Origin of the sequence: Alcaligenes ammonioxydans (assembly GCF_019343455.1) — a bacterium.
Classification (GTDB): Bacteria; Pseudomonadota; Gammaproteobacteria; order Burkholderiales; family Burkholderiaceae_B; genus Alcaligenes; species Alcaligenes ammonioxydans.
On the sequence record NZ_CP049362.1, the window covers coordinates 1,637,206 to 1,663,590 of the forward strand.

General features: G+C 57.2%; 28 protein-coding genes and 2 pseudogenes. 18 read left to right on the forward strand and 12 right to left on the reverse strand.

Going from position 1 to position 26,385, the window contains the following annotated elements; all coding sequences use genetic code 11:
* Positions 1-21 precede the first annotated feature (21 nt).
* From FE795_RS07390 to FE795_RS07400, 3 genes are all read right to left on the reverse strand, one after another.
* A complete protein-coding gene (locus FE795_RS07390) occupies positions 22-558 on the reverse strand; it encodes a YcnI family copper-binding membrane protein (protein WP_003801280.1) in 537 nt (178 codons plus the stop codon).
* Between the two features lie 62 nt (positions 559-620).
* Entirely contained in the window at positions 621-1,043 is a 423-nt protein-coding gene (locus FE795_RS07395) for a hypothetical protein (protein WP_131071643.1), read from the reverse strand.
* Positions 1,044-1,265: 222 nt separating this feature from the next.
* A complete protein-coding gene (locus FE795_RS07400; RefSeq protein WP_131071644.1) occupies positions 1,266-1,868 on the reverse strand; it encodes an ATP-dependent Clp protease proteolytic subunit in 603 nt (200 codons plus the stop codon).
* 459 nt (positions 1,869-2,327) lie between these two features.
* Between FE795_RS07400 and FE795_RS07405 the strand changes: the two genes are divergently transcribed.
* The gene (locus tag FE795_RS07405) at positions 2,328-2,573 is read left to right on the forward strand and encodes a hypothetical protein (RefSeq protein WP_219235951.1); all 246 of its coding nucleotides are present in this window, start codon (positions 2,328-2,330) and stop codon (positions 2,571-2,573) included.
* 207 nt (positions 2,574-2,780) lie between these two features.
* On the opposite strand, the gene FE795_RS07410 is transcribed toward FE795_RS07405, so the two are convergent.
* Positions 2,781-3,155 carry a DsrE family protein gene (locus FE795_RS07410; protein WP_219235953.1) on the reverse strand — a complete coding sequence of 125 codons (375 nt, stop codon included), beginning with the start codon at positions 3,153-3,155 and terminating at the stop codon, positions 2,781-2,783.
* A gap of 22 nt (positions 3,156-3,177) precedes the next feature.
* Positions 3,178-3,522 carry a carboxymuconolactone decarboxylase family protein gene (locus FE795_RS07415; RefSeq protein ID WP_131071645.1) on the reverse strand — a complete coding sequence of 115 codons (345 nt, stop codon included), beginning with the start codon at positions 3,520-3,522 and terminating at the stop codon, positions 3,178-3,180.
* A gap of 117 nt (positions 3,523-3,639) precedes the next feature.
* Between FE795_RS07415 and FE795_RS07420 the strand changes: the two genes are divergently transcribed.
* From FE795_RS07420 to FE795_RS07435, 4 genes are all read left to right on the forward strand, one after another.
* On the forward strand, positions 3,640-3,951 hold the full coding sequence (locus FE795_RS07420; protein ID WP_003801242.1) for an ArsR/SmtB family transcription factor: 312 nt from the start codon (positions 3,640-3,642) through the stop codon (positions 3,949-3,951).
* 98 nt (positions 3,952-4,049) lie between these two features.
* Positions 4,050-4,247 carry a YgaP family membrane protein gene (locus FE795_RS07425; protein WP_219235955.1) on the forward strand — a complete coding sequence of 66 codons (198 nt, stop codon included), beginning with the start codon at positions 4,050-4,052 and terminating at the stop codon, positions 4,245-4,247.
* Between the two features lie 198 nt (positions 4,248-4,445).
* Positions 4,446-4,994: a zeta toxin family protein gene (locus tag FE795_RS07430; protein ID WP_003801238.1), complete on the forward strand. Its 549-nt coding sequence runs from the start codon at positions 4,446-4,448 to the stop codon at positions 4,992-4,994.
* Positions 4,987-5,175, forward strand: a complete 189-nt coding sequence (locus tag FE795_RS07435; RefSeq protein ID WP_003801236.1) for a hypothetical protein — start codon at positions 4,987-4,989, stop codon at positions 5,173-5,175. The genes FE795_RS07430 and FE795_RS07435 overlap by 8 nt, the downstream gene beginning before the upstream one ends.
* Positions 5,176-5,242: 67 nt before the next feature.
* Here FE795_RS07435 and FE795_RS07440 read toward each other — a convergent pair.
* Positions 5,243-6,114 (reverse strand): annotated as a pseudogene (locus tag FE795_RS07440) (LysR family transcriptional regulator).
* 143 nt (positions 6,115-6,257) lie between these two features.
* Here FE795_RS07440 and FE795_RS07445 point away from each other — a divergent pair.
* From FE795_RS07445 to FE795_RS07500, 13 genes and pseudogenes are all read left to right on the forward strand, one after another.
* Positions 6,258-7,433 carry a muconate/chloromuconate family cycloisomerase gene (locus tag FE795_RS07445; protein WP_193353489.1) on the forward strand — a complete coding sequence of 392 codons (1,176 nt, stop codon included), beginning with the start codon at positions 6,258-6,260 and terminating at the stop codon, positions 7,431-7,433.
* Between the two features lie 68 nt (positions 7,434-7,501).
* Positions 7,502-8,436: pseudogene (catA, locus tag FE795_RS07450) on the forward strand (catechol 1,2-dioxygenase).
* 124 nt (positions 8,437-8,560) lie between these two features.
* Entirely contained in the window at positions 8,561-9,256 is a 696-nt protein-coding gene (locus FE795_RS07455) for a 3-oxoacid CoA-transferase subunit A (protein WP_219235957.1), read from the forward strand.
* Positions 9,253-9,951: a 3-oxoacid CoA-transferase subunit B gene (locus tag FE795_RS07460; RefSeq protein ID WP_329956485.1), complete on the forward strand. Its 699-nt coding sequence runs from the start codon at positions 9,253-9,255 to the stop codon at positions 9,949-9,951. The genes FE795_RS07455 and FE795_RS07460 overlap by 4 nt, the downstream gene beginning before the upstream one ends.
* Entirely contained in the window at positions 9,948-10,751 is an 804-nt protein-coding gene (gene pcaD, locus FE795_RS07465) for a 3-oxoadipate enol-lactonase (RefSeq protein WP_219235958.1), read from the forward strand. The genes FE795_RS07460 and pcaD overlap by 4 nt, the downstream gene beginning before the upstream one ends.
* Positions 10,752-10,784: 33 nt before the next feature.
* A complete protein-coding gene (gene catC, locus FE795_RS07470) occupies positions 10,785-11,060 on the forward strand; it encodes a muconolactone Delta-isomerase (RefSeq protein WP_003801221.1) in 276 nt (91 codons plus the stop codon).
* Between the two features lie 288 nt (positions 11,061-11,348).
* Complete coding sequence (locus tag FE795_RS07475; RefSeq protein ID WP_131071651.1) at positions 11,349-12,530, forward strand: benzoate/H(+) symporter BenE family transporter; 1,182 nt, start codon at positions 11,349-11,351, stop codon at positions 12,528-12,530.
* Positions 12,527-13,789, forward strand: coding sequence for a GTPase (locus tag FE795_RS07480; RefSeq protein WP_131071652.1), 1,263 nt, complete (start codon positions 12,527-12,529; stop codon positions 13,787-13,789). The genes FE795_RS07475 and FE795_RS07480 overlap by 4 nt, the downstream gene beginning before the upstream one ends.
* Positions 13,789-15,135 (forward strand): dynamin family protein, encoded by a 1,347-nt coding sequence (locus FE795_RS07485; RefSeq protein ID WP_230406291.1) that lies wholly within the window; start codon positions 13,789-13,791, stop codon positions 15,133-15,135. The genes FE795_RS07480 and FE795_RS07485 overlap by 1 nt, the downstream gene beginning before the upstream one ends.
* A gap of 41 nt (positions 15,136-15,176) precedes the next feature.
* On the forward strand, positions 15,177-15,329 hold the full coding sequence (locus tag FE795_RS17250) for a hypothetical protein (RefSeq protein WP_230406292.1): 153 nt from the start codon (positions 15,177-15,179) through the stop codon (positions 15,327-15,329).
* 269 nt (positions 15,330-15,598) lie between these two features.
* On the forward strand, positions 15,599-16,537 hold the full coding sequence (locus tag FE795_RS07490) for a ZIP family metal transporter (RefSeq protein ID WP_165477557.1): 939 nt from the start codon (positions 15,599-15,601) through the stop codon (positions 16,535-16,537).
* 291 nt (positions 16,538-16,828) lie between these two features.
* Positions 16,829-17,443 (forward strand): ABC transporter ATP-binding protein, encoded by a 615-nt coding sequence (locus FE795_RS07495; RefSeq protein WP_131071655.1) that lies wholly within the window; start codon positions 16,829-16,831, stop codon positions 17,441-17,443.
* Between the two features lie 201 nt (positions 17,444-17,644).
* Positions 17,645-18,754 carry a class II histone deacetylase gene (locus tag FE795_RS07500; protein ID WP_131071656.1) on the forward strand — a complete coding sequence of 370 codons (1,110 nt, stop codon included), beginning with the start codon at positions 17,645-17,647 and terminating at the stop codon, positions 18,752-18,754.
* A gap of 42 nt (positions 18,755-18,796) precedes the next feature.
* On the opposite strand, the gene FE795_RS07505 is transcribed toward FE795_RS07500, so the two are convergent.
* The 6 genes from FE795_RS07505 to FE795_RS07530 form a co-directional block, all read right to left on the reverse strand.
* A complete protein-coding gene (locus FE795_RS07505) occupies positions 18,797-19,732 on the reverse strand; it encodes a helix-turn-helix transcriptional regulator (RefSeq protein WP_131071657.1) in 936 nt (311 codons plus the stop codon).
* A 249-nt stretch (positions 19,733-19,981) separates the two neighbouring features.
* Entirely contained in the window at positions 19,982-20,593 is a 612-nt protein-coding gene (locus tag FE795_RS07510) for a superoxide dismutase (protein ID WP_131071658.1), read from the reverse strand.
* Positions 20,594-20,647: 54 nt separating this feature from the next.
* Complete coding sequence (locus FE795_RS07515; protein WP_003801203.1) at positions 20,648-21,127, reverse strand: hypothetical protein; 480 nt, start codon at positions 21,125-21,127, stop codon at positions 20,648-20,650.
* Between the two features lie 298 nt (positions 21,128-21,425).
* On the reverse strand, positions 21,426-22,859 hold the full coding sequence (locus tag FE795_RS07520) for a hypothetical protein (RefSeq protein WP_131071659.1): 1,434 nt from the start codon (positions 22,857-22,859) through the stop codon (positions 21,426-21,428).
* Between the two features lie 243 nt (positions 22,860-23,102).
* A complete protein-coding gene (locus FE795_RS07525) occupies positions 23,103-25,064 on the reverse strand; it encodes a PIG-L family deacetylase (protein WP_131071660.1) in 1,962 nt (653 codons plus the stop codon).
* Positions 25,065-25,196: 132 nt separating this feature from the next.
* Positions 25,197-26,360, reverse strand: a complete 1,164-nt coding sequence (locus tag FE795_RS07530; protein WP_003801197.1) for an NnrS family protein — start codon at positions 26,358-26,360, stop codon at positions 25,197-25,199.
* Positions 26,361-26,385: the final 25 nt, after the last annotated feature.

Consider the following 26,385-nt stretch of genomic DNA (forward strand, 5'->3'; position numbering starts at 1 on the left):
GTTCGCATCCGCTACCTGGGCTTACGGTTTGGGCAATAGCTGCAATGCCGGCGCGGGGGCGTCCGAATGATCTTTTGTCGGTCGTGAACCGGACTCAGTCTGATCGATCCAGCGCTCCAGTCCTTGCTCACATTCCTGAACGACCGGGAAATGGAGCGTGCTGTTGGGTTGGAGTTCGTCGCTCAAATAGCTGATGAAGACAAATTCGTCGTAATGATCGTCTGGCAATGGGCCACCAGCCCAAATCACTTCCTGGACCCCCGAGCTGACTTTGGCGCCCCAACGGGTGTAGCTTTGCGTGTAATCACCCTTCACGGTTTCCAGTGTCCAACCGGCCTTGGGCTGGGGTTTGACGCCCACTACACCGTCGGGAACACGGACACGGATTTTGGTGGTGGCAGAGCCTTTGCAGCCATGCGGAACCGTCAGAATGGCCTTATAGCTGCTGCCCACGGGGGCTTGCTCGGTGAGCAGTGAAATGTGGGCAACAGCGCCCGAAGCGAACAGCATCGCTGCCATGCCCGCAATGGCACGGGAAGACGTGGAAAAAATCGACATTAAAAACCTCGGCTGGATAGAAAAGTGCAAACCGTCACGGAACGGGGAAACCATCGGCGAGGCTAAAAGGGTGGGGCGCGTGAGCCTAACGGCGGGCCTTGTGCCAGTAACGGCGACCAGGCCCGATGCGTATCGTCCAGCAACACGACCCGATACCGCATCAGATTGTGTAGGGCCGGTGCATCCAGGGCAGGCAGTAAAGCGGCAGAAACCGCCATGCCAAAGGGGCAGTCCTGCTCAGGGTGAGGCGTGTCGGGGTCTGCCTGGCCCTCTTGGTCGGGCAGATCAATCCAGAGCGTAGGGGGGGAATGGCTTGCCGTACAAAAGGTAATGGCAAAGCCCTTGCTGTGGGACGGACTGGCAGGCATATAGCCGGCCGGGATAAAGGCGCGACCCACGCAAGCCAGCACAGCCAGGCAAAACAGAATTTGCCAGACTCCGAGCTTGCGACAAACGAGACGAGGACCCAGGGCGCGCATGGACAAAAGTATATTATAAAATGCGCAGCGGCCTGATGAGGCCTGTGTCAGCTATAAGGCACCAAATTTCAACGTGTCATCACGGGGCTGCTTGATGAGGGGCAGGGTTCGCTGCCAGGATGCCTGAGTCTGTAGAGCATCCTGGTGTGTGGACGAGGGGCCTGATACGGCATCGCGGTAGGAAATGTCCGCAACACGCACTCCCCGTCCCGCAGGGCGGGGAGGGGTTTACGCTTGAGAGGGCAGCAGCTCGTTACGGCGTTCGATAATGCGCGAGATCAGGCCATATTCAATGGCTTCCTCGGCACTCATCCATTTGTCGCGTTCGATATCGTCACGTACACGCTCGATAGGCTGGCCGGTTTCACGGGCAATCACTTGAGCGATACGTTCGCGCGCTTTCATGATTTCTTGCGCTTGAATGGCCATATCGCTGGCCTGACCGCCGGCGCCACCACTGGGCTGGTGAATCAGAAAACGGGTTTGGGGCAGGCAAACACGACGCTCGCGAGCCGCACCGAGGAACAGGTGGGTAGCGGCACTGCCGACCCAACCCGTCCCGACCATGGTGACAGGCGAGGAAATAAAACGCACTACATCATGGATGGCATCGCCCGATTCCAGATGGCCGCCGGGCGAGGACACGATCATGGTGATGGGGGCGGTGGACTCCGCATCCAGAGCCAGCAGCTTGCGCACGGTTTCCGAGGCGAGTTTGTCCGTGATGGTGCCAAAGACCAGCACTGTGCGGGCGCGGAAGGCTTTTTCTTCCAGGAAAGCGCTGTGTTGAGAGTTGCTGTCAGAGCTGGTTTCTTTTTCTTGGCCAAACATGGGAAAGACTCCAAGGGGTAAGTGGTCTGTCTGCTAAGGAAAATCGATTGCTCGACTATATCCCGGCTGATGGTCTGTGGGTTTTTTGCGCGGCGCTTTGTGTGGTTTTTGGTATCGGGCCACAGGGGACACCATTGCGCTTGGCATAAGCGCCCCGCAAGCAGCGCGGTGTGCCTTGCAAAGCAGTTCATGGTCGCATGCTTGTGGGCGTCTTGATCGCAAGAACAAGACCTGATTATTCTTCCTTTCCGATTCGCTTGACGGCTAAGACCGCTGGGCACGCCATGGCTTGGCGATGAGCCCTTGCATCAAATTGTGGAGGGGTGATGGCAAAGCCTTTCTGTTGCACGTGGGGCGAGGCTTGCCGTTCAAAAACGATATCGTTCCGCTCACTTCTCAGTGCTCACCGATATTGCTGTTGTTGAAGCTGTGCTTCACATACAGATTGGGCGTAATGCCTTGAAACGCAAAGCGTGGCATGCCCACATTTTGGCCATGGTCGAGCTGTGGCAGATTCTGCCGGAACAACAATGGCTGCACGAGCAATCGCGCTTGTATCTGGATGCCTTGCTGACCCCTGAGTTAAGTGAAACAGGGCGTTTTGTGGGGCATCGTTATAAAGTTGCGCCGGGGCAGTCGGAGTTAGTGGAGTCGGCTTGCGCCAGCTTCTTTTTACTGGAGGCTTTGCTGGCGCATTTGGCTTGATAGACGGATAGGTCGCTTGCTTGCCCCTTGCGTGATTGCGGGGGGCCGCGATATCGATGGTGTACGTTTCTTTGTGTAAGGCCGGTCCAGAAAACGAGGGTGCCACGTACGATTGCCCTACGTGATACCGATATCCTGTCTTCAAGAAAGAACAGGCCAAAACACAGAATGGGTTTTGGCCTGCGTTGCATTGGACGATGCGGTGGGTCAGGAAATCTGTAAAGACCCGGTCGCACCCATCAGCAGGTCGATCACATCCGGTGCGGTAATGATCTCAAAACGCGGGTCCATCTGCTCGGCGCTCAGGCCGTTATGCAGCATGCAGGACTTGCACACGGCCACGCGCCCACCTTGCTCCAGATACTTCTTTAATAGATCTGCGGCTGGTTCAAAGGGCGCGCCAATATGGATAGGTTCGGCGGCACCGGGTACTCCCAGGGCGACCCCTTCAGCCATCAGAATCAGGCAGGCGCTATATCCTTTCTGAACGGCATTGAGCGCCATGGTCAGAGCCACGGTCACTTTGTCGGGATTGCCCTGTGCATGAAATAGCGTCGATACGAAAGCAGCGGGTTTAGGCATTACCGTTCTCCTGGTTTATGGTTCAAGACTTGAATTCATTGAAAGCCGCCACCGCATTGGCGGCATACATGACAGAGGGGCCACCGCCCATGTAAATCGCTACCCCCAGTGCTTCATGGACTTCTTCCAGACTGGCATTCATCTGCGCCAGTGCCTTGCTATGAAAGCCTATGCATCCTTCGCAGCGGGTGGCCACACCAATAGCCAAGGCGATCAGTTCTTTGGTTTTGGCATCAACAACCCCGCCTGCCATGGCCGCCTTGCCCAGGTCTCCAAAGCCTTTCATGACCTCGGGCTGTGTCTGACGCAACTGGGCCAGATTGCCGGAAATGGTGTGGGTCAACTGCTTGTAGCTGGTTTCACTCATGGGTCACTCCTTTGGGATGGAAGAAAAGAAAAATGCCGTCCTTAATGACTTCTTTAATTGAGTATATGCTAAATTAAGTATTAACTAAATTAACAAGTCTGAAACCTTCGCAAAACCATGATCCAACGCAAATCCGACATTGAGCTTTTGCAAGAGAGCGCGCAACAAGCTGCTGCCTTGTTGCAGGCTGTTGGCAACCCTAAGCGCTTGGTCATCTTGTGTTTGTTAATTCAGCAAGGCGAGATGAGTGTGGGCGCCTTGAACGAGATGGTGGCACTTAGCCCATCGGCTTTGTCACAGCATCTTGCTCGGATGCGGCAGGAGGGCTTGGTCAGCTATAGACGACAGGCCCAGACGCTGTACTACCGAATTGAAGACCCGAATGTCGCCAGACTGATTGGCACCCTGAAAGATATTTTCTGTCCCTGAGCCTGTAGGCGGCAGAAAACAGGGCGGGTGACAATGCCCGTTACGCAGGTCATTGCCCGCCGCGTTTTTTCTTGTTTCTTGTGTTGAAAGGATGAGCCATGAAAAGCAATGTAGGTGGTTTGGATCGTATCGCTCGTATCGTTGTCGGGCTGGTGTTGATCGTCCTGGCGGTGACCAACGTGATTGGTTGGTGGGGCTGGCTGGGTCTGATTCCGCTCATTACGGGTCTGGTGGGGGTTTGCCCGCTGTACACCATGCTTGGCCTAAAGAGCTGCCCCTTGAAAAAACGCCTCTAAATCAAGTGCGGCGTGCGCTGAACGAAAGGTCGCTTCGCCGGCTTTTCTGAAGAGGGGCTGCTGCCTTCGGAAAGCCGGCCCGCCGCACTGAAACCGGGTTTATTGCTGCCGGGCAGGCTGCGCCGGGGGCGTCCGGCTGGCCTTTTCGCCAATCTATGATACAAATCTAATCAATGAGGACATTGTTTAGGTGTATTTATGTCTGGCAACATCGCTGAGACGGGCAAGAGCAAAAAGATTTTGATCATTGCTGGCCCGAACGGGGCAGGCAAGACGACGTTTGCGCGCTCTTTCCTTCCAGTTGAGGCGGAGGTGCCACGTTTTATCAATGCCGACCTGATCGCGGCCGGCTTATCGCCGTTTGCGCCAGAGAGTGCTGCCATCAAAGCTGGACGCCTGATGCTCGACGAGCTCAAAGAAGCGGTTCGTCTGGGCGAGAGTTTTGCGCTGGAGACAACCTTGTCCGGCCAGGCGTATGTCCGCCATATTCAACAGTGGCAGGCACTCGGTTATAGAGTCAGTCTGTATTTTTTAAGTCTGCCCGATGCGGAGATGGCGATCGCACGGGTGGCAGAACGGGTTCGGCAAGGTGGACATAATATTCCCGAAGCCGTCATTCGTCGCCGCTTTGCGGCTGGCATGAAGAACTTCCTGCATCATTATCGGGACACCGTGGATGACTGGGTTTTATACGATAACGCGGGCAGTGTGCCAGTCTTGCTGGAGTGGGGAGAGAAAGATGAATAAAGAAGATATTTCCAAAGCAAAAAATCCGGACTTGCGGGCTTCCTTGGCCGCCTTGGAACGCGCTGCACAGTCGGCCCGTTTTGTGGCCATACAAACCAATACCTCGGTGGTGCTGGTGGAGAACGGCAAAATGATCAAGCTGTCGGCAGAGCAACTGCGGCAGGAAGTCTGCAAGCGCTAAGGGGGCTAGCGCTTATCGCCGTTCTAGTGAGCTTGAGTCCGATTGTTTGACCCAGCGTGACCATCTTTTACATGTCGGCAACCAGGCTTTTGATCGCCTCGATATACCAGGCCTGATCATTTATCCTGTGCGTCAGAATAATCGGTGAGGTCGCCTGCGCTTCTTCGATCAAGCGATAGTGCAGATCGTTGCGCAGGCGTGCCGAAGTAGGAATCAGGCACAGTCCCGAATCGGCAGCCACCAGCCCCAAGGCGGCTTGAATTTCCCCCGCTTCATAGACTTCAGCCGGACGCACGCTGTGGTCGTGCAGCAGGTGCAGCACGTGATCGGCAAAGCTGGGCCTGGGCTCTTTGGGATAGACAATCAACTTTTGCCCTTGCACTTTTTTCAAGCTCACAGCCTTGTCCGAACTGGCCAGATCCGAGCTGGGGGAATGGCCAGGGCCAGTTGCTCTTCCCGCAACACCGTTCTTTGCACGGACGCATCATTGAGCCGTATTCGACCGAACCCCACATCAATCCGTCCTGACTTCAAGGCCTCCAGTTGCTGCATGGATGTCAGCTCCACGGTTTGCAAGTCGACTTCCGGGTACTGATGGCGCAGTTTGCGCATTAGCGCGGGCAGGCCGCCATACAGGGTGGAGGCGACAAAGCCAATCGACAGGGTTTGGCGCTGATTCAGCCCGATCTGCCGAGTGGTGTGTACGAGTTGGTCCACTCGGCTCAGAATCTGCAAGGACTGTTCATAAAACACCCGCCCCGCCTCCGTCAGCCGCAGAGGTCGGGAATTGCGCAGCAGCAAGGTCACACCCAGCTCTTCTTCCAACAGTTGGATCTGTCGGCTCAGCGGTGGCTGGGCCATGTGCAGGCGTTCGGACGCCCGGGTGAAGTTGCGGGTTTCGGCTACAGCGACAAAGTACTTGAGTTGGCGTAGATCCATAAGGGAAAACCATACCTGGGCTGGATTGATGAAGTTTAGATTCTTGATTTTTAATATTTATATCAGAAACTATACCTGTAAGGTATGGAACTAGACCTATTTAGTCTTGGAAAGAGCAGGGCTGATTCGTGTTCAATCAAGGCATGGAACACACGCAATCTTCTCAACTATTAGCAGCGCCGGCCCTGATCGAGCGGGTGGAGACTTTGCTGCTGGATCTGCCCACGATCCGACCTCATCAATTGGCGATGACGACCATGCAAGGCCAGACCTTGATGCTGGTGCGTTTGTATTGCTCGGACGGTTCGGTGGGGGTGGGCGAGGGTACGACCATCGGTGGTCTGGCCTATGGCGCGGAATCGCCCGAGGGTATGAAGCTGGCCATCGACACCTATTTCACCCCTTTGCTGCTGGGAGCCAATGCCAATGCGGTGCCGGCCATCATGGCTCGTCTGAACACGGCGATTCAGGACAACCGTTTTGCCAAGAGTGCGGTGGAAACGGCGCTGTTTGATGCCCTGGGCAAGCGTGCCGGTCTGCCGGTTTCGCACCTGCTGGGCGGCCGCATGCGCGACAGCCTGCCTGTTGCCTGGACACTGGCGTCGGGTGACACCGCCAAGGACATTGATGAGGCCGAGCGCATGTTGGCCCAGGCACGTCACCGTATTTTCAAACTCAAAATTGGTCGTCGTCCCGTCAAGGATGATGTGGCGCACGTGGCTGCCATCAAGAAGGCGTTGGGCGATCGCGCCGAAGTGCGTGTGGACGTGAACATGGCCTGGAGCCCCTTGCAGGCTCAGCATGGTTTGGCTGGTCTGGTGGATGCAGCTTGCTCCTTGGTGGAGCAGCCGGTACGACGCGCCGAGGCGATGGCTGAGCTGAAAGGCCGCTTTCCGATTGCTTTGATGGCCGATGAGTCCCTGACTGGCCCGGCCTCCGCCTTTGCGCTGGCACGCGACGGTGCAGCGGATGTGTTTGCAATCAAGATTGAACAGTCTGGCGGTTTGCGGGCTGCCCTGCAGGTTGCGGCCATTGCTGAAGCAGCGGGGATTGAGCTGTATGGCGGCACGATGCTGGAAGGGGCGATCGGCACGATTGCGGCGGCTCATGTGTTTGCCACCGTCAACCAGTTGCAGTGGGGCACGGAGTTGTTCGGGCCTTTGCTCTTGACCGAGGAAATTCTGGCAGAGCCACTCAAATACAGCAATTTTGAATTACAGATACCTCAAGGGCCGGGTTTGGGTATCGTACTGGACGAGGATCGTGTCCAGTATTTCCGTCGCGACAGGACACACGTCAGTGTTGGCTCGGCTGCCTAGGCGCATCGGCAAGCCAGTCGTAGCGGCGTTGCTGGGAACACTTTTTTCAGGATATTAGGAGACACAGAATGAGCGTTAAGATTTTCGATACCCCGATGTACAGGACTTCCTGCGTTTGGCCTCGGGCCTGGATCAGCCCGGTGGCAATCCACGCGTCAAGCAGATCATGCACCGCATCATCAGCGATCTGTTCAAGACCATTGAAGATCTGGAAATCACCAACGACGAATACTGGGCGGCGATCGCCTATCTAAACCGTCTGGGCACCGCCAGCGAAGCGGGCCTGTTGTCCCCCGGTCTGGGCTTTGACCGTTTCCTGGACATGCGCATGGACGCGCTGGACAAGGAGCTGGGTCTGGACAACGGGACCCCCCGTACCATTGAAGGCCCCTTGTACGTATCGGGCGCTCCGGTGGAGCACGGTTTTGCCCGTCTGGACGACGGTTCCGATACCGCGGGTGAAACCCTGATCATGCATGGTGTGGTCGCGGGTGCGGATGGCAAGCCAATTGCGGGTGCCCAGGTTGAAGTCTGGCACGCCAACACGAAGGGCTTTTACTCCCACTTTGACCCCACTGGCGAGCAACAAGCTTTTAATATGCGTCGCACCATCATTACCGATGAGAATGGTCGCTACAAATTCCAGAGCATTGTGCCCAAGGGTTACGGCTGTCCTCCCGATGGCCCAACCCAAGGCTTGCTCAACGAGCTGGGCCGTCACGGCAACCGTCCTGCGCATATTCACTTCTTTGTGACGGCTCCCGGCCACCGTAAACTGACCACGCAGATCAATATTGATGGCGATCCGCTGGTGTACGACGACTTTGCCTATGCCACCCGTGAAGGTCTGGTTCCGCCCCTGACCGAGCAGACGGACCCCGCCCGCATCGCGGCTGAAAACCTGGATGGTCCTTTTGCAGAGATCGTGTTTGATATTGCCTTGACCCCGCTGGTCGACGGCAAGGACAACCAGATTGTGAATCGCCCGCGTCTGGCCGCCTAAGTTCTGCATCAGTCCAGCGCCCGCGTTTACTTGTTAAACGGGGCGTTGGGCTGATTTGTTTTTGCTGTGCCTGACGTCAGGGCTGAGCCCATCCGTAGCGTCAGCGCTTTATACGGAGAACGGAGTGATCGATAAACAGGTAAGCAGTGTTGCACAGGCTTTGCATGATGTGCAGGACGGCGCCACGATTCTGGTCGGTGGTTTTGGAACGGCTGGCATACCCACGGAGCTGATCGACGGTTTGATCGAGCAAGGCGCTCGCGACCTGACCATCGTCAACAATAATGCAGGTAACGGCGATGTGGGGCTGGCGGCCTTACTCAAGACTGGCCGGGTCCGCAAGATTATCTGCAGCTTTCCCCGTCAGGCAGACTCCTGGGTATTTGATGATCTGTATCGCAGTGGCAAGATCGAGCTGGAGCTGGTGCCGCAGGGCAATCTGGCCGAACGGTTGCGCGCTGCTGGTGCAGGCATCGGCGGCTTTTTTTGCCCTACAGGCTATGGTACGGAATTGGCCAAGGACAAGGAAACACGTTTGATCAACGGACGCTGGCATGTCTATGAAGAGCCCATTCACGGCGATGTCGCCCTGATCAAGGCCGAACGGGGAGACCGTTGGGGGAATTTGACTTACCGCATGGCGGCGCGCAACTTCGGTCCGGTCATGGCGACGGCGGCGCGCACCACGATTGCCAGTGTGTTCGAGCTGGTTGAGCTGGGTCAGCTGGACCCTGAAACCATCGTGACGCCGGGCATTCATGTGCGTCGCGTCGTGGTGGTGCCACGCAGTCGCACAGAAGCAGGCGGGTTCAAGGCATGAATGGACAGAGCATGAAAGAGGACAGCATGACACTCAGTTATCAACGTCGCAGCAAAGACGAATTGGCGCAGCGCGTCGCCCGGGACATTCATGACGGTGCCTATGTGAATCTGGGTATTGGCATGCCGACGTTGGTCGCCAATCATTTGCCCGCAGGCGTGGAAGTCGTTTTGCACAGTGAGAACGGTATTTTGGGCATGGGCCCGGCACCGGCTGCCGGTCAGGAGGATTACGACCTGATCAATGCGGGCAAGCAGGCGGTGACTCTCCTGCCCGGGGGCGCATTTTTCCATCATGCCGACAGTTTCGGCATGATGCGGGGCGGTCACCTGGATATTTGTGTGCTGGGTGCTTTCCAGGTGTCGGCCACGGGTGATCTGGCCAATTGGAGTACCGGCGAACCGGGCGCGATCCCAGCGGTCGGCGGTGCCATGGACCTGGCGATTGGCGCCAAACAGACTTGGGTCATGATGGATGTGTTGACCAAGCAAGGTGCGAGCAAGCTGGTGGAGCATTGCACCTATCCCCTGACGGGGCTTGCCTGCGTCAAACGCGTTTACACCGATCTGGCTACCTTGGCCTGCACGCCGGACGGTTTGCAGTTGATCGATCTGGTGCCCGGTTTGACCCATGAAGCTCTGGAGGAAATGATTGGTTTGCCCGTCGCCCCAGCTGCGCGGGAAGAAGAGCAATGACAGGCAGCACTGGCATCTTGAATACCGCCCAGGGCAGGTTCCGCGTCAGCGTGCAGGGCGATCCGCTGGCTCCGGCCCTGATTCTGAGCAACTCCCTGGGTACCACACACGAGATGTGGGACCCACAGGTGGCAGGTTTCGCCCAGTCTTATCGCCTGATTCGTTATGACACTCGTGGTCATGGCGGCAGCCCGGTGACTCCTGGCCCATACCGTTTCAAGGATTTGGGGCGTGATGTGCTGGCGATTCTGGATGCGCTGGATATTGAACGCGCTGCGTTTTGCGGCCTGTCCATGGGGGGGCACACCGGTTTATGGATGGGGGTGAATGCGCCGGAGCGCTTGAATGCGTTGATCGTGTGCAACAGTGCGGCCAAGATTGGTACCGCCCAAGCCTGGCAGGAACGCGCCGAGGCGTTGCGTCAAGGCGGTGCCGCTCAGATGCGTACCTTGGCCGATTCGGCGCCGTCGCGCTGGTTCGGTGAGGCCTTCATCCAGCAATCGCCGCAGTTGGTCAAAGCCATGCAGGACGCACTGGCCAAGCTGGACCCCCTGGGTTATGCCGCTTGCTGTGATGCCTTGGCCGAGTCGGATCTGCGTGATCAGATCAGCCGTATTGCGGCACCGACGTTACTGGTCGCGGGCCAGTGGGACCCGGTTACAACGGTTGCCGATGCCCAGGCCATGCAAGCCCGTATTCCTGGTTCCACCGTGGCGGTCGTACCGGCCTCGCATCTGTCCAACCTGGAAGCGCCCGAAGCCTTCGAGCGTGCCGTACTGAATTTTTTAGCCCAGGCCTAAGTGCCCGAGCGCTTGTTTTTAGAAAGGAACACCATGCTTTATCTGGTACACATGATTGTTGATATCCCTGACTCCCTGCCGGCCGAAGAGGCTGCTCGCATCAAGGCCGAAGAAAAAGCCTACTCGCAGGATCTGCAACGTTCTGGCAAGTGGCCGCATATCTGGCGTGTGGTGGGTCAGTACGCCAACTACAGCGTGTTCGATGTAGAGAGCAATGAAGAGCTGCACAATCTGCTCAGTGCCTTGCCCTTGTTCCCCTATATGCAGATCAACGTGACACCCTTGGCCACCCACCCGTCGGCCATTTAAAACCTGACTGTCCTATACGGCTCAGAATATGGCTGCCTTGCGGACACCTTGCTGGTCCGGAGGCGGCCAGCGATAAGAAGCATGCCCGTGCCATACTTTTGCCCTGTGCCCTGCTGTGGGGGGTGACCACAAGAAGATCTTCCGCGTGGTGCTTTGGGCTTGCGGTCGCTTGGCAGGGCGTGTGTTCCTGGGGACGGGCCAATAATAAAAAAACCAGGCTGCGATCCCAGCACGGCCTAGGGCCGTGTCCGTTGACTATGCTGATAACCCGTCTGGGGAGACAAAACGATGGGATTGAAAACTGGTTCGGCATCCGTTTGGGTGGCGGGGTTTTTGTCGGTCTTGATTGCCTATGCCGGACCCTTGCTGATCTTTATCCAGGCCGCACAGGTCGGACGAATTGCCCAGGCAGAGCTGATTTCCTGGATTTGGGCCATTTCCATAGGTGCCGGCCTGAGCGGCTTGGTCCTGAGTGCGTGGTTAAAGCTGCCCATTATTACCGCCTGGTCTGCACCGGGCACGGCCTTGCTGTTGACCCTGTTTCCCGGCATCACCATGCCCGAAGTGGTGGGCGCGTATCTCAGCGCCGCCCTGATTATCGTCCTGATTGGTTTAAGCGGTGGCTTTGAGAAGATTCTCTCTTTTATTCCTAAAGGAATCGCCGCCGGCATGATGGCCGGTATTTTGTTGCAGTTCGGGCTGGCGACGTTCCAGGCCAGTGGCGAAATGCCCGCTATCGTGCTGGTGATGGTGGCGGTGTATGTGCTGGGCAAACGCCTCTTGCCGCGTTATGCGATTGTCCTGGTGGCCTTGTCGGGATTCGGGATGGCAATGCTCAGCGGGCAGGTGCAACTGGACGCTTTTGAGTTGGCGCTGGCCAGCCCGGTCTGGATCAGTCCCGCATTCAATATCGCGACCCTGCTCAGTCTGACCTTGCCCCTGGTGCTGGTCAGTTTGACAGGCCAGTACCTGCCTGGCATGGCGGTACTGCAATTGGCCGGCTATCCCACACCGTCACGCCCCATTCTTGTCGGCACGGGTTTGGCCTCGATAGGGATGGCCTGCTTTGGCGGCATCACCACCGTGTTGTCCTCGATTACTGCGGCCTTGTGTACTGGCAAGGACGCCCATCCCGATCCAGGCAGGCGTTATATGGCCGGTGTCGCCAATGGCGTGTTTTATCTTTTGGGCGGCACCTTTGCCGGCTCAATTGTGTATTTGTTTACTGCCTTACCCGCCTCGCTGATCGCGGCGCTGGCCGGTCTGGCACTGATTGGAGCCATTGTGGCCAATATGCGGGTAATGACCAGTGAGGATGCTTATATCGAGCCGTCTGTCATTACGTTTTTGACAAGCGCTTCGGGCATGAGTCTGTTTGGGCTGGGTGCCGCCTTTTGGGGCGTGGTCTTTGGCCTGCTGGCCTATTGGGTGCTGGGCTCTGGCAAAAATGAGAAAAGGAAGAGACTATGAATCAGTTGGCAGTATCCCTCGATCATGTCTGGGACGCCGTGTTGGCCGTGCTGCCGCAGCGCCGCTGGGACCTGGACCGTCTGCGCGTCCTCCTCCAAAAAGAGGTGCCGCCCACCGTGACCGTGGTCGGCAAATACAATCACGGCAAAAGCCGTTTGCTCAATGAGTTGATGGGCAGCGATATTTTCAATGTGGCCGACCGTCGCGAAACGATTGCGCTGGCCGAGCATGTGCATGAAGGTGTGCGCTGGTTGGACGCACCGGGTCTGTACGCAGACGTGGCCTTGCAAGATGATGCGCTGGCTCGCGAGGCGCTGGGTTTGCAGGCTGATATCCGCCTCTTTGTCCACGCAGCCAAAGAAGGTGAGCTGGACGCGTTGGAAAGCAGCTTGTTGCAGGAGCTGGCCGCAGATCACCAGCGTTCGCGGCGTCAGACTCTGTTGGTGATCAGCCAGATCGACCAATTGGCCGATGAGCAGCAGCAAGAGAAAGTGCTTGATTCGATTGCACAGCAATGCCCAGGCTGCTTGCTGCATCCCGTCTCCAGCACCCGTTATCGTCAGGGCCGCGACGGTGGCAAGCCGCGCATGCTGGAGAAAAGTGGCATTGCGGCTTTGCAGGCTTCTTTGGAAGCCGCCTTGAAGCGTGTGCCGCAAGCCCGCGAGTTCGAGCGTGACGCCTTGCTGACCGAGCTGACACAAGAATTGAGCGCCTTGCAGCAGATGCAAGAGCAAAGTCTGCACAGCCTGCAGCAGACGCAAAAGCAGCAGCATATTGATTTTGTTGAGGGTTTGCGCAAGGTTCTGGAAGGCATCGAGAAGGATCTGGAACCGCTGGTCAATGCCGCGGGGGTGGACCATTCGCTGGTGCCGGATACGGCCGAATTCGGCTTCAAGATGACAGCGGGCAAGCAAGAGCGTGCCCGGTTGCAGATCGCCTATTCGCGTGCGTGTATTGCGATCAATGGTCATCTGGTGGAATACGGTGCCGTGGGTTTACCTGCAGCGCAACAGACCTCGGTGCGCAGTATGGACACCGTCATGATTGCGGTGATGGGTGTGTCGGTGAAGTACCGTGCCGATCTGCGCCGCATCTTCTGCGAGCAGGCCGGGCGCGACAAACTGGTCCAGGATTTCACGCATTATTTTGAGATTTCGGAGGGCCGCAGGGCGTTGGAAGCACAGATCGAGACAAGCCAGAAACAGCTTCAGCAGACCCGCCAGGCTCTGGAGGAATTGGCGCTCTTGGAGGGTGTCTGATGTCAGCGGAAAGCATCCTTATCCGGGCAATCGCCGATCTGCAGCCTGCCTGCCAGGAAAGTCAGCCCGCTATTACCAGAATGGAACAGTGGTTGACGGAATTGGAGCAAGCCACCTTGACCCAGGTCTTGTCCGACACTGGATTGCATGAGCAGGGAACTTTGGCGCGCGCGGTCGGGCATTTGAACCAGCAGCTACAGGAACACCGGGCAGGCTGGGCGACCTCGTGGACTACGTTGATACCAGCGCAAGAGCTGGCTGAGCGTTTCCGCGACCGTATCATGCTGCTGGTATTCGGCTCCTTTAATGCCGGGAAGAGTTCCTTGTGCAACTTCCTTGCCGAGCGGTTTCGCCGTCATGGACAGCGTGTGGATTTTTTTCGTTTGGAAAAGGGGCAGTTGCAGACCATGTCCGAGGGTTTTCAGGAAGGCGCTACAGAAACCACCGTGGCCTTGCAAGGCGTTTGTCTAGGCGACAAGCTGGTCTTGCTCGATACCCCCGGCCTGCATTCGGTCAATGCCCATAACGCGGCGTTGACACAGCAGTTTCTGGAAAGCACGGATGCGCTTTTGTGGCTGAGCAGTTCCAGTGCGCCGGGGCAAGTTCATGAGCTGGAGGATCTGCGGGTGGAATTGCGCCGCAACAAGCCTTTGCTGCCTGTAATTACCCGCAGTGATCGCATTGAGGAAGATGAGATCGACGACGAGATCGTCAAAGTGCTTTGCAACAAGACAGCTGATAATCGTCAACTGCAAGAAGAGGACGTCATGACGCGGGCAGCGCAGGCCCTGAGCCATTGGGGGCTGGACAGGGATGTGCTCAAACCGGCTGTGTCCCTGTCTGTTCACATGGCGCGCAGCCAACAGGATGAAGAGCAGGGGTTGGAGCAGGCGGGGTTTACACGTTTATACGTGGCACTGCAAAACATGCTGGAGCCCGCTTTGGCCTACAAGCGACGCAAACCTGCTGAACTGCAATTACATCATCTAGAAGAGGCTATTCTGGAGCCCTTGACGGTGGGGATGGAACAGGCCGCTGCCCGACTGCATCAACGTATCCAAGAGCAAAGGCTTGTTTTGCAGGATGCCGTACACCTATTGGCCGAAGGTAGCTGGCGGCGGGTGGTGCCCCAATTGCCTGCAGTGCTTGAACAACATGCGGCCCAGCAAGATGTGGCCGCCGTGCGTAACGATCTCGCCCAGAATCTGGGCAAGGAATTTGCCGAGTTAAGCCGGACTGCCCTGGCGAACTTTCAGCTGTCGCAGCCAGACTTGCCGACGCTGAATCTGCCTGCTCATATAGGCTATGACGTTTTCCAGGAGCCGGGGGAGGGCAGGCGCCACTGATCGACTACAACCGCCTGTACATCAGCTTGAGTGAGGCGGTGATGAATAGCGCCCAAGAGAGGGCGGTACAGGTGGTGGAGCAGGCTGAACAACGCCTGGAGCAGCTCACGCAGGAGCTGATTCAATTGGAAAACGCCGTGGCTGAGCGGGTCCAGGCCTTGGAGGCGATCAAACAGGATGTGCAAACTGCGTGAGGCAGCATTAATTCGGTTTAGCATCGCACTGTAAAGTACAAAAAGCAGGCTGGATTGCCATCCAGCCCCACGCTGATCGCATAGATTGTGGTTTATTTGTTGAAATGCTAATGAGAATTGTTATCGTTTCTATTTTTGTGTTTTAAATCGCAGATGAAGTCGCTATGATGGTTGATACGGCATCCATGCCTTTGCAGGAGCGGTTTTGCAGCTCTTTGCGTCTGTCATAGGCATACCTGGATGGCGTCATTTTCTGGGGGTGCATGGCGATGAAACTGAAATCAAGTCTCTATTTTTCGCCCAATAAGGGAATATCGCCGAACTGGCGCCAACACTTGCGCCTGTGGGTTGGACTCATCATTTCCATGGGGGGCGTCTGGGCGATCTGTCATCAGTTCTGGTTGTACGCGCAAGATCACCCGGTGGTTTTACAGGCCCTGGTAGGAGGCTCCATCGCGGCACTGGCTACGGCGCTAGGCACCATACCCGTCATGTTTTCTCAAACCATGTCGCAGCGCACGCAAGATACGCTGTATGGTTTTGGGGCGGGGGTGATGTTGGCTGCCTGTGCCTTTTCGCTGGTTTTGCCGGGGCTGGAAGCGGCAAAGCAACAGCAGGTGTTTGGCCCTGGCGCCTGGGGGGCGGGTTTGGCTGTCGGCTTGTCAATCCTGCTGGGCGCTGCTGCTTTAATGCTGCTGGATCGTATCCTGCCTCATGAGCATTTCATCAAGGGGCGTGAAGGTTCGAGCCGCTCCTCCTCGGCTACCATGCGTCGAGCTTGGCTGTTTGTCATCGCCATTACCTTGCACAACTTCCCGGAAGGCTTGGCGATTGGGGTGGGATATGTAGGTAATGAAGGCGTACGTGCCAATGCCTTGGCCACAGGGATTGCCATTCAGGACGTGCCTGAAGGGCTGGTGGTAGCGCTGGCTTTGCTGGCGGCGGGATACAGCCGTACGTTTGCGGTGGTTCTAGGCATGGCCAGCGGTCTGGTTGAGCCCTTAGGGGCGGTGCTCGGTGCCGTTGCTGTCAGCAGTTCGCTGATGCTGCTGCCTTTTGGTTTAGGCTTTGCCGCTGGTGCCATGCTGTTTGTCATCAGTCATGAAATTATTCCGGAATCACACCGACAAGGGCATGAAAGCTTTGCAACCGGCGGTCTGATGATAGGTTTTGTCTTGATGATGTTGCTGGATACTGCATTGGCTTAGGTGTGGCCATGCGGGAAAAAATAGCCTGAACAAGCCGGCCTTGATTCAGGCTATTTTCTGGCTTTGGCTACAGAGCTGAGCATGGCGGTCCGCCCCGCTTTTGTTCGACACGGCCCTTGCCCCATAGCCGGTGACTCCCGCATGACCAAGGCACGGCAGGCAGTCCAAACAGCCGCCCATAAAGCCCTATACTAAAGCCCCTGTTCGGGGTAGTGCCCGACTTGTTTTTCATCCCGCCCCGTCAGCGCATCTTGTAACTGTCCGGGCGCTTCTTTGGCAGTGATTTCCAGCATGCTACGCATAGACAATCTCAGTAAAAACTATGGTGACTATCCCGTTTTCAAGGGACTGACTCATACATTTCAGCCAGGCTGCGTGGCGCTCTGTGAAGAAGACAGTACCGGCAAGTCCACCTTGCTGAACATCATCGCTGGCTTGCTCGAACCAGATACGGGGGAAGTGTGGGTAGATGGGCATTCGCTAATGAAAGCCCCCCGACGAGCACGCGCCCGCATGGCGTATGTGCCCGACAACTGCATGTTGTTTCCGTCTCACACTGGCCGAGCGCTGCTGGAGCAAATCGCCACAGAAAAGCAGACCCACGTGGATGACACTGTACTGGATCTGGCCTGTCGCTTGGGCTTGGAACCGCACCTGGACAAGCGCTTTGAGCAGATGTCGACCGGAACGCGGCGCAAGGTGTTTCTGACGGCGGCCGCCTTAGGTGACCCGGCTGTAATCATTGCTGATGGCCCGAGCAATGGCCTGGATATGCAGGCTCGTGCTGCCTTGGCTGAACAGTTTCAGATCTGGTCACACGATCGTGTTGTGCTGTTCGCCAGCTACGATGCCGAGTTGGTTGAGGCATGCAGCGCAAGAATAATCAATGTTGCAGAGCTGGTTTAAGCCTTGGCCATTGCGCGTCGTCTATACATACATCAGCTCAACGAGAGAGGCAGAAATCACCCACGGCAAACGAGTGTCCTCTGCCTTTTTTGCCGTGAGGGCTGTCTGATCAGTTTATAAATTCGGCAATCCTACGGATTCGTTCTGTTGTCTAAATCCCTACTATGGTTGTGCCACACAAACCAAAATAAAGGAGACGACATGGCAACAGGATACATCTGGAATACGCTTTACGGCTGGGTGGATACTGGTACGGGCAGTCTTGCATCGGCCAATCTGGGAGCTCGTTTACAGCCGATCAGCCACCACCTGGCTCATCCTGATACGAAGCGCCGCTTTCACGAACTGGTTTGCGCCTCCGGTCAAATTGATCATCTGACCAGCATCCAGGCCAAGCCGGCACGCGACAAGGATATTTTGCGTGTTCATACGGCCGAGCATCTGGAAAACATGAAACGCGTCAGCGCCTTGCCCACCGGGGGCGACACGGGGGACGGTATTACCACCATGGGCAATGGCGGGCTGGAAATTGCCATGCTGTCTGCGGGTGGCGCCATTGAGCTGGTCAAGAAAGTGGTCAGCCGTGAAGTCAGCAACGGCTATGCGCTGGTCAATCCTCCCGGCCACCATGCACCCCGTGCCGGGGCAATGGGTTTTTGCATTTTCAATAATACCTCGGTAGCGGCGGCCTATGCCCGCGAGGAGCTGGGTCTGGATCGTGTCGCGATTCTGGATTGGGACGTGCACCACGGGAATGGTACGCAGGATATCTGGTGGAATGATCCTTCTGTTCTGACCATTTCCCTGCACCAGCATCTGTGCTTCCCGGCCAATAGCGGCTTCACGACTGAGCGCGGTGAGGGTGAAGGCCTGGGCTACAACTTGAACATCCCCCTGCCTCCTGGCGGCGGGAATGCCGCTTACCTTTATGCTATGGAGAAAGTGGTGCTGCCTGCGCTGCGGAGCTACAAGCCGCAGCTGATTATCGTGGGCTCGGGTTTTGATGCCAGCATGATGGACCCCTTGGCGCGCATGATGGTGACAGCGTCCGGTTTCCGCCAGATGGCGCGTCAAATCATTGACTGTGCCGAAGAGGTTTGTGAAGGCCGTATCGCTTTTGTGCAGGAAGGGGGTTACAGCCCACATTACTTGCCATTTTGCGGCCAGGCCGTGATTGAAGAACTGACCGGGGTACGCACGCTGGCTGATCCTTACGCGGAGTTCCTGGGAGGGATGGGCGGCGACACGCTCTTGGATGCGGAGCGCGCTAGCGTGGATGAAGCCGCAACCTTGTTGAGTGGACTGCGTTAATTCCTGAAGTGCCTGGCTGGACCGGCATCCCGGACTGCTTCTTTAGTGGCACAGTCCGGGCACCGCCGCCAGGATCGCACCCTGTGCATCCGGCACATACCAGTGATTCAGAGCCGCTTTAACAGCGGCTTCGGTGCGTCTGGTAATGCCCAGCTTGCGCAGCAAGGACGTAACATGCGAATGGACGGTGCGCTCACTCAGAAACAGCTTGGCGGCGATTTCCCGATCGGTGTGGCCCGTAAGCAGCCAGCTCAGTACCTGCATTTCCTTTGCGCTCAGACCACCAGGCAAATCAGCGGGCACCAGTCGCAGCAGCACATCTCCTTTCGGAAAGCGCTGTGCCTGTAAACGGTAGCTTTGTCTGCCTTCCAGCCAGAAAGCCTGCAGCGTGGAGGTTTGCCGATCCATGAATGACAGGGCTTTGAACAGCGTACCGCTGATTGCGTTCGCCTGTGCTTGCATATCCTCGCGCACGACCAGCCCGCCGGCCTGGGGTACCAGATGCAAAATGGTGCCTTGGTGCCAGGCCATATTCTGCATGGCCTCCTCCAGCAAGACCTTGGCGCCCAGGGCCAGTGTGCGAACGTGGCGATTGAAGCTTCCTGCTTGTTGAGAGGAGAAGTGAATCATCCCCAAATAGGAATCTCCACGCTGCAACTCGACCGTCATCCCATCCTGAAACCCGCCACGCAGCAAGGCATCGGTATAGATGGCGGTGCTGCGAAAAGGAGGATTCATGGCGTCCGAGCATTCTGAAATGGAGGGTGGTAGCAAATCGTGGGGAGAGGCTTGGGCTGTGAAGCCTGGTGCATAGATCTGCGGAAAACCCGTCCCCAAGGCAGAGGCACAGTTCAGGTTATAGCCTTCGCAATGCAATTCCAGATGCGTACGGCTTTGCGGCGCGCACCCCAGAAGTTGCACCGCATCGAAGTGAAACAGAGAACGCAGGGATTGAATACGATCGCAGAGACTCAACATGTGGGGGCCTGAGGACGGGTGTGATAAGGGTGCTGATAATTAACATAGCGTTTGATGATGGTGAGCGCAATCGGGCCAAACCCAGACTCGACGTCAGCCTTGTGTAGGGCTGGGTTCACAACGCAAAAACCCTCCAAAGGCGGAGGGTTGCGTGCAACAGGAGACACGCCAAAGCGCTTGGTGCCAGCTATCGTTGAATAGGAAGATAGGGGGATGAGGGGCTGGAAAATGACAAACAGTAAACCCGTTTTATGTAAGGGCTTCCAAATATCTTCTTAGCACTTCGGGCCAATTGATCACTTGAAAGAAAGCCGCAATGTATTCGGGCCGTCGATTTTGATACTTCAGATAGTAGGCGTGTTCCCACACGTCCAGACCCAGAATGGGCGTGTTGCCGTGCATCAGCGGGCTGTCCTGATTGCCGGTGCTCTCCACCACCAGTTTCTTTTCGGGTGTCACACTCAGCCAGGCCCAGCCACTGCCAAAACGTGAAATCGCCGCTTTGGTAAAGGCATCCTTGAAGTGCGCGAAGCTACCCAGATCCCGGTCTATCGCATGCGCCAGAACCTTGGGAAGGGTGGTGTCGGCATCGGGTGTCATGACGGTCCAGAACAGGCTGTGATTGGCGTGACCGCCTCCATTGTTGCGCACGATATTGCGCAGGGGTTCAGGCACGGTATCCAGGCCGGCTATCAGTTGATCAACAGGCGGGTAGGGCAGCTTGGCCGCCTCCAGTGCCGCATTCAGATTATTGATATAGGTCTGATGATGTTTGCTGTAGTGAATCTCCATGGTCCGGGTGTCGATATGCGGCTCCAAAGCATGGTAGGGATAAGGCAGGGCAGGTAAGGTGTAAGGCAAAACGCACTCCTCGATAAACCCCAGGTCGGTCGCATGTGGGGGACACCATGAAACTTAATGAGAAAAAGAGCGCTCCTGCGGGCTGACCGCCCCCAAGAACAGGGCAGAGCAGGTCGCGACATGGTGAGGATAGCGACGTGCATAGCGCGCCAGCTCGGCATACGTGCGTCGGCTATGTTGCCAGGCAGCCATGCGCCAGTCATCAGCCAGGTGGGTGTTGGCTGCGGCGCAGCACAAGGTTTCATGCGCGGTGCACAGGTGCAGACCCTGCTCGTCGCTTTGACCCAGCTGTTCGCAGGCATCGGCCAGATTCAAATGGGCAATGACCCAGGCGGCAATGGTGGCGTCAGCTCCATCCGAAGCATTAAACAGCAGGGGCCGGACAGACGCGCGAGCTTGTTGATAGTGCGCCAGGGCGTTGGTGTAATTTCGAGACTGGAAGGCCAGGTTTCCCTGTGCAATCCAATGGCGCCAGCAGGCCAGTTCGTCGCGCTGGCTCAGGGCGTGGTGGGGCGGTTGAACGGGTGTCTGCATGCGGGGCTCCTGCTAAAAGGGCGGTGCATCAATAATGAAATTAATGATAATGATTTGCATTTATAATTACAAGAAAAACAGTGAGCAAATCGTAAGCAGACTAAACGGGAAAAACCGGTACGCGAGAGGAGGAAAGCGCGGGTTGAGAGGATAACGGTAAATAGCAGGCCCTGTAGCGATGGGGCAAGTTCGGGGCATTTCAGGTAGGCGCTCCTGAGCAGGCCCAGGCCGTTATCCATATAAAAAAGGCTGAAAGTCCGGAAACTTTCAGCCTTGATGCTAGCGTGTCAGTCCGCTCTTAAAGACGTTGCACTGACAGCTCATACTCCATGTCTTGCTCATAGCTGCCCAAGGACATGGCTTTCACTTCGTATTCGCCCACTTCCAGTTGTACCTCCAGACGAGCGTTCATATCGCCACCGCTATCGTCATCTTCGGCTACGGTTTGGCCGTCTTTGCGCAGCACCAGGTAGGTATCAAAGATTGGTGAGGTCATGTCGATTACGTAGCGGCCAGCCTGACGCACATTCAACTGGTAGCTGTCGCTGGTAATGCCCTGCAGCATGAGGGCCTGACGAGGCTCACCCACGAGCAAAACGCCACCACCCGCATTGGCAGGAACCTCATCGGCCGTGGCCGACAAGGTAAACAGCCCAGCCTGGGAGGAGCCCGAAATCTTGACCTGATGCTCGCCTGCGGCCAGTACCCCACGCACCCGTTGCTGACCGGCTTCATCGCCGTACTGGCTGGCGGTGCTGGAGTCTACTTCTAACGAAGCCTGGAAGCCTTGGGCATCCATTTGCACTGTAACCAGCTTGGGTTCGGACAGGGTGAAGCTGTAGGTCTGAGTCTCACCGGTAAACAGACCCGTTTTGCCTTCACCGTCCAGGCTCAGGCTATCGCCGTTTTTCAGCTCAATCTCGCCCGTCATCTCTTCTGGTTTGATTTCCAGCGAGAAGCCGCCCTGGAAGTTCTGCGAGCCCATGGCCGAGCTGGCCTGAACAATGTAGTCGCCCGCTTTCAGGTACATCTGCAAACGTGCATCGGTACCACCAGCGCTGTCATCGTCCGACGCCAGCTCCATGCCGCGGCGATCCATCAGCTTCAGATAGGCATCCAGGCTGCTTTGCTCGGCTTTCATGGCCAGGCTGTACAAACCATCCTTGTCGATAGTCAAACGGTAACGCTTCTGACCGCCCAGAGCCCAATCGTGAATGGTCTGGTCGGCGCTCAGTGGCTCGCCGGTATAGGCTTTCAAGGTGTTTACCGTAACCTGGAAGGGACCATACGAGCTGGTATTGAAACCGCTCACAACGACTTGGTAGGTGTCGTTGAAGTCTGCCTTGAAGCCCAGCGTGGTGGTTTGGCCCTTGGTTTCGCTGTCGGGGCAGTCTTCACAACGCTGGCTGCGAGTCACCAGCTCGCCATTGCGCAGGACGCTGATCTGTGGACGCAGAGGGCCGCTGACGCTGATCTTGATAATCTGGCCGGCTTCGGCCTTTACATCAAACAGGCTGCTCCGTACGCCATCGCTCAGATTCAAGAAGCTCTTGCTGGTCAGTTCGCCTGAGACGGATTGGCCCAGGGTCAAGGCTTGGGCAGCTAGCGTCGTGCTGGCAGAGCTGACTGGTTTGTCGGTGGCGGGGGACGATACGTTTTTGGCGTAATAAATGGCGCCACCTGCGCCCACGAGTACACCCAGCAGGGCAGCAAATAAGGTAGTTGGCTTCATGATCTCTGAAGAGTAGCTAAAGAAAGGGGCGCCGGTACGCCGGCACGCGTTAGCGGGCGATTGTACTGGAGCTGAACGAGCAGGCGCATGCCATTGCAACAAAGTGCTACTGCAACGCGTAAAAGTTCGCCTGCCTGCTCGAGCTGCGGATCAGTCACGGGGTTCGCTCGCTGGTTCAGCGGCTTGCCCAAGCTTGCCATAGCATATCCGTATTTTGTTACGTTTTAAGGGCGCTACGGGCACTTACGGTTGCACGTAGGCTTGGGTAATGAAGGCCGGGGCCTCGCTAAAGGATTGTCCACCCGCGGGAGGAGGCGCTTGAGTCAAGGCCACCTGCACCCATTTGCCCGCACGTCGTTCCAGCAGACGGTAGCGTTGTTGGGGGCCAGGGGGGCGGTCGGCCAGATAAAGCGTACGCCCCAGTCGGTAAAGCACCGGCTGGGAGGCCGAGTGTTTGTCTACTTCCACCACCTGTCCTTCATCGAGCAAGACAATTGCGCCACCGGGCTGTTGCTGGAGGGCGACCACGACCTGTTCTTGCTCGCCCAGACTCAGCGCGGGACGACCCACATAGGTCAAACCCAGATTTTCAGGCTTGCCCCAGTTGTGCTCGCCCGCCGACTGGACCAGGCGCTGCAAACGCTGGCTTTGCCGATCGCGCAGGTACAGCTCAATTTTGCCTTGCGCATTCACAATCGTTGCCAGGCCTCCGCTGACCGGCGCCACTGGAATGGCCTGCCAGGCGTGCCATTGGGTGTCGTTGCGCTGAACGATCTGAAAAAGTTGGCCCTGCTGGTTGCTGGCAAATACATGTGCCCGTCCCTGAGAGTCCACGCTCAGGGCGGCAGGATAGGTGGCCTGGTCCAGAGGTGGAAGCGCTTTCCAACTGCCCCAGGCATGATCGGTTGGACGAACCGTGCTCCAGTAAAAGCGTCCGTCGGTAGCCATGGCCAAGGCCTGGCCTCCTTGTGGACTGACGATAGGGGTGTGCAAGACCCGAGGGCCAGGGAGTTTTTGCCAGGCCAGCCAATCATCGTCATCTTCAGATCGGCTCACCCATACCTGGCCTGTTGCGTCACGGGCTAACAGCCCGGCGCTGCCGTCTGCATAATGAAAGACACTCAAGGCGTCGGCGGTGCGCCCACCCAAGGTGAACCAGCGCTGTTGCTGGACATCCCACTGGTTGATGGCGTCGTTTTGTTCACCGGAGACGAAAAAATGCAGGCCTCCGGAGCGGTCAGCCAGGAGACTGGCAGGGTAGTCCGCCCGGCTGGTGTAGTAACTGCGTTGCACCCAGGCAGCCGCCGGCCCAGCCGGTTCCTGACATACGGCCGGGCCTTTGCAGGCATGTCGGTCATGCCAGGCATAGCGCCTGAAAATCTCGGTTTTGCTACGGATTTCGTTCAAGGTCAGGTTGGCGGCCTGCTCCTGAATGGGGTAATCCACATAACCAATTTGCGCGTAATTACCCGGCGCCGCCAGCATGGCTTCGCGAACCAGACGGGCGCTGGCAATATGGTCTGGGTGGCCATGGCCGGTACAACGCCAGCAAAGTTGGGTGTAAGGAACCGGATTGGTGTCATCCAGATAGCGGATGCTGGTGGGTTGATAAAGTCGTATCAGGGCAGCCAGCGTTTGAACCAATTGTTCGCGATTGAACGTTTGTTGGGGGCTGTCCAAGGTCTGGACGGTTTGTCCGGGTTCGGATTCTGCCCGGCTCAAGGGGGTCAGGCTTCCCCATCCCGGTCCTAACCAGGGGTCTTGCAGTCGTAAATGACTGAGCTGAATGCCGGGGCGGGACCGCAAAGTAAATTGCGCAATCGAGGCACTGCCGACCATCAGGCGGGTTTGCTGCCACTCATTGACTGCACCAGCCATATAGGCATAGGCCGCGCGTACCCCCTGTTCGCGGCTGTACATGTATTCCAGCCCGCCTTTGCGTTCGCTGGCGGTCAGGTATAGAACCTGCATACAGGCACCGGCCTGGATATTGCTGGACAGGTCCGGATTCATGAATAGCAGATCGTCGTCCATATGGCCGACCACCACCAGATCCCGGCTGCCGTGACAGGCATCGGCGGCCAGGACGGAAAGCGGCAGAACGAAGGCACACAGCCCGGCAAACAGGGAGCGTATCAATACAGAGCAGGCCAGACTGGCAAGAGACATAGGTGGTGGGAGCGCGGAGTAAACAAGGATCAGCATGATCCGTCCCGCGTTGTTGGCAGAGTGCGCGAACAACGTGCCTGCTTAGTATAAGCAGGCACGGTCAGACAGAAAATAAAGATACATAGCCCCAGGAGCTTGGGGCGGTAAAGTGTGGCGCTGGCGCTGCGATCAGTTCAGTCTGGGGCGAATCAGCATTGGGGCAAATTGATGCAGGTAGTTCAACATGGCCAGAATCCAGCACAGGCCGGCAAGGTGCAGCAAGGGCAGGCTCCAGCTACTGGGAATCAAGGCCAGCAGGCGCAACACGCAGGCGGCGATCAGGAAAGCATAGCTCAGTACAACTTTGGGCGTGGCGCGCAGGGGGCGGCCCAGATGGCCTAGGGCGGTGCGGGTCAGCATGCCGATGATCATGACGCTAAACCCTGCCAGGCCCACAATATGCACAGGCCAGGCGGCGCGTGCAATCCAGCCTGCCTCATAGGCGGCAGCACTGAGCAGGCCGAGCGCCAAGCCTGCATAGCCCAGATACAGAATCCAAAGCAGGGGGGTATGACGGCTGGCCCAAGGCTGCCAACGTATCCACTGGTAGCAGGCGATCAGCCCCAAGGCCGCCAGTGTCAGGGCCAGCGGCAGGCGCCATGGGGTCAGCGACAGGCCGATGGCAAGGGCGCTCAGCCCCATTTGCCAGTGTCCGCTGCGAGTTTGAGCCGGCAGGCTCAGACCCGGTAAAGCGCGCATGGCAAAAAAGGGAATGATGCGGCGGGCGATCAGCAGGGTAATCAGCCCCATGGTCCAGAATCCACTGTAGAAGTAGGGCATGGGGTCATGCCCTTGCATCAGGCTGTACATGAACAGGCTATGGCTCAGGCCCAAAGCCAGCATGGCCACGGGAATACCGTAATTACGCTTGTTGCGCGCGATCAGGATCACACGGGCCAGCTCGGCAGCGGCAATGGCGAAAAATAGGGCGTCGAGTAGCAGGGCTGCCAGCAGGCCATTGGGAAGCAACAGGCTGAAGCGGGCCAGAATCCAGATCAAACACAAGGCGCCCAGGGAGGGGCCCCGCAGGGTAGCCTGTCCTGTCCAGGTGGCACTGGCCGTTAGCAGAAAGCCGACGGCGATGGTGCCGATAAAGGCCCAGAGCATTTCGTGGGCATGCCAGTACAAGGAAGGAATGGCGGTGTTGGATAGCCAGGCGGGTGTGTAGAGCCAGAGCGCAATGCTGGCAGCACCCCATAAGGTGGCTAAAAGGTAAAGGGGGCGAAATCCCAATTCCAGAAAAGCGCGCCATTGCGGACGGGTAGAGGCGGGGGAGGCAGTCAGAGGTATCATGGCAGATCAGTTGAAAGATGTATTT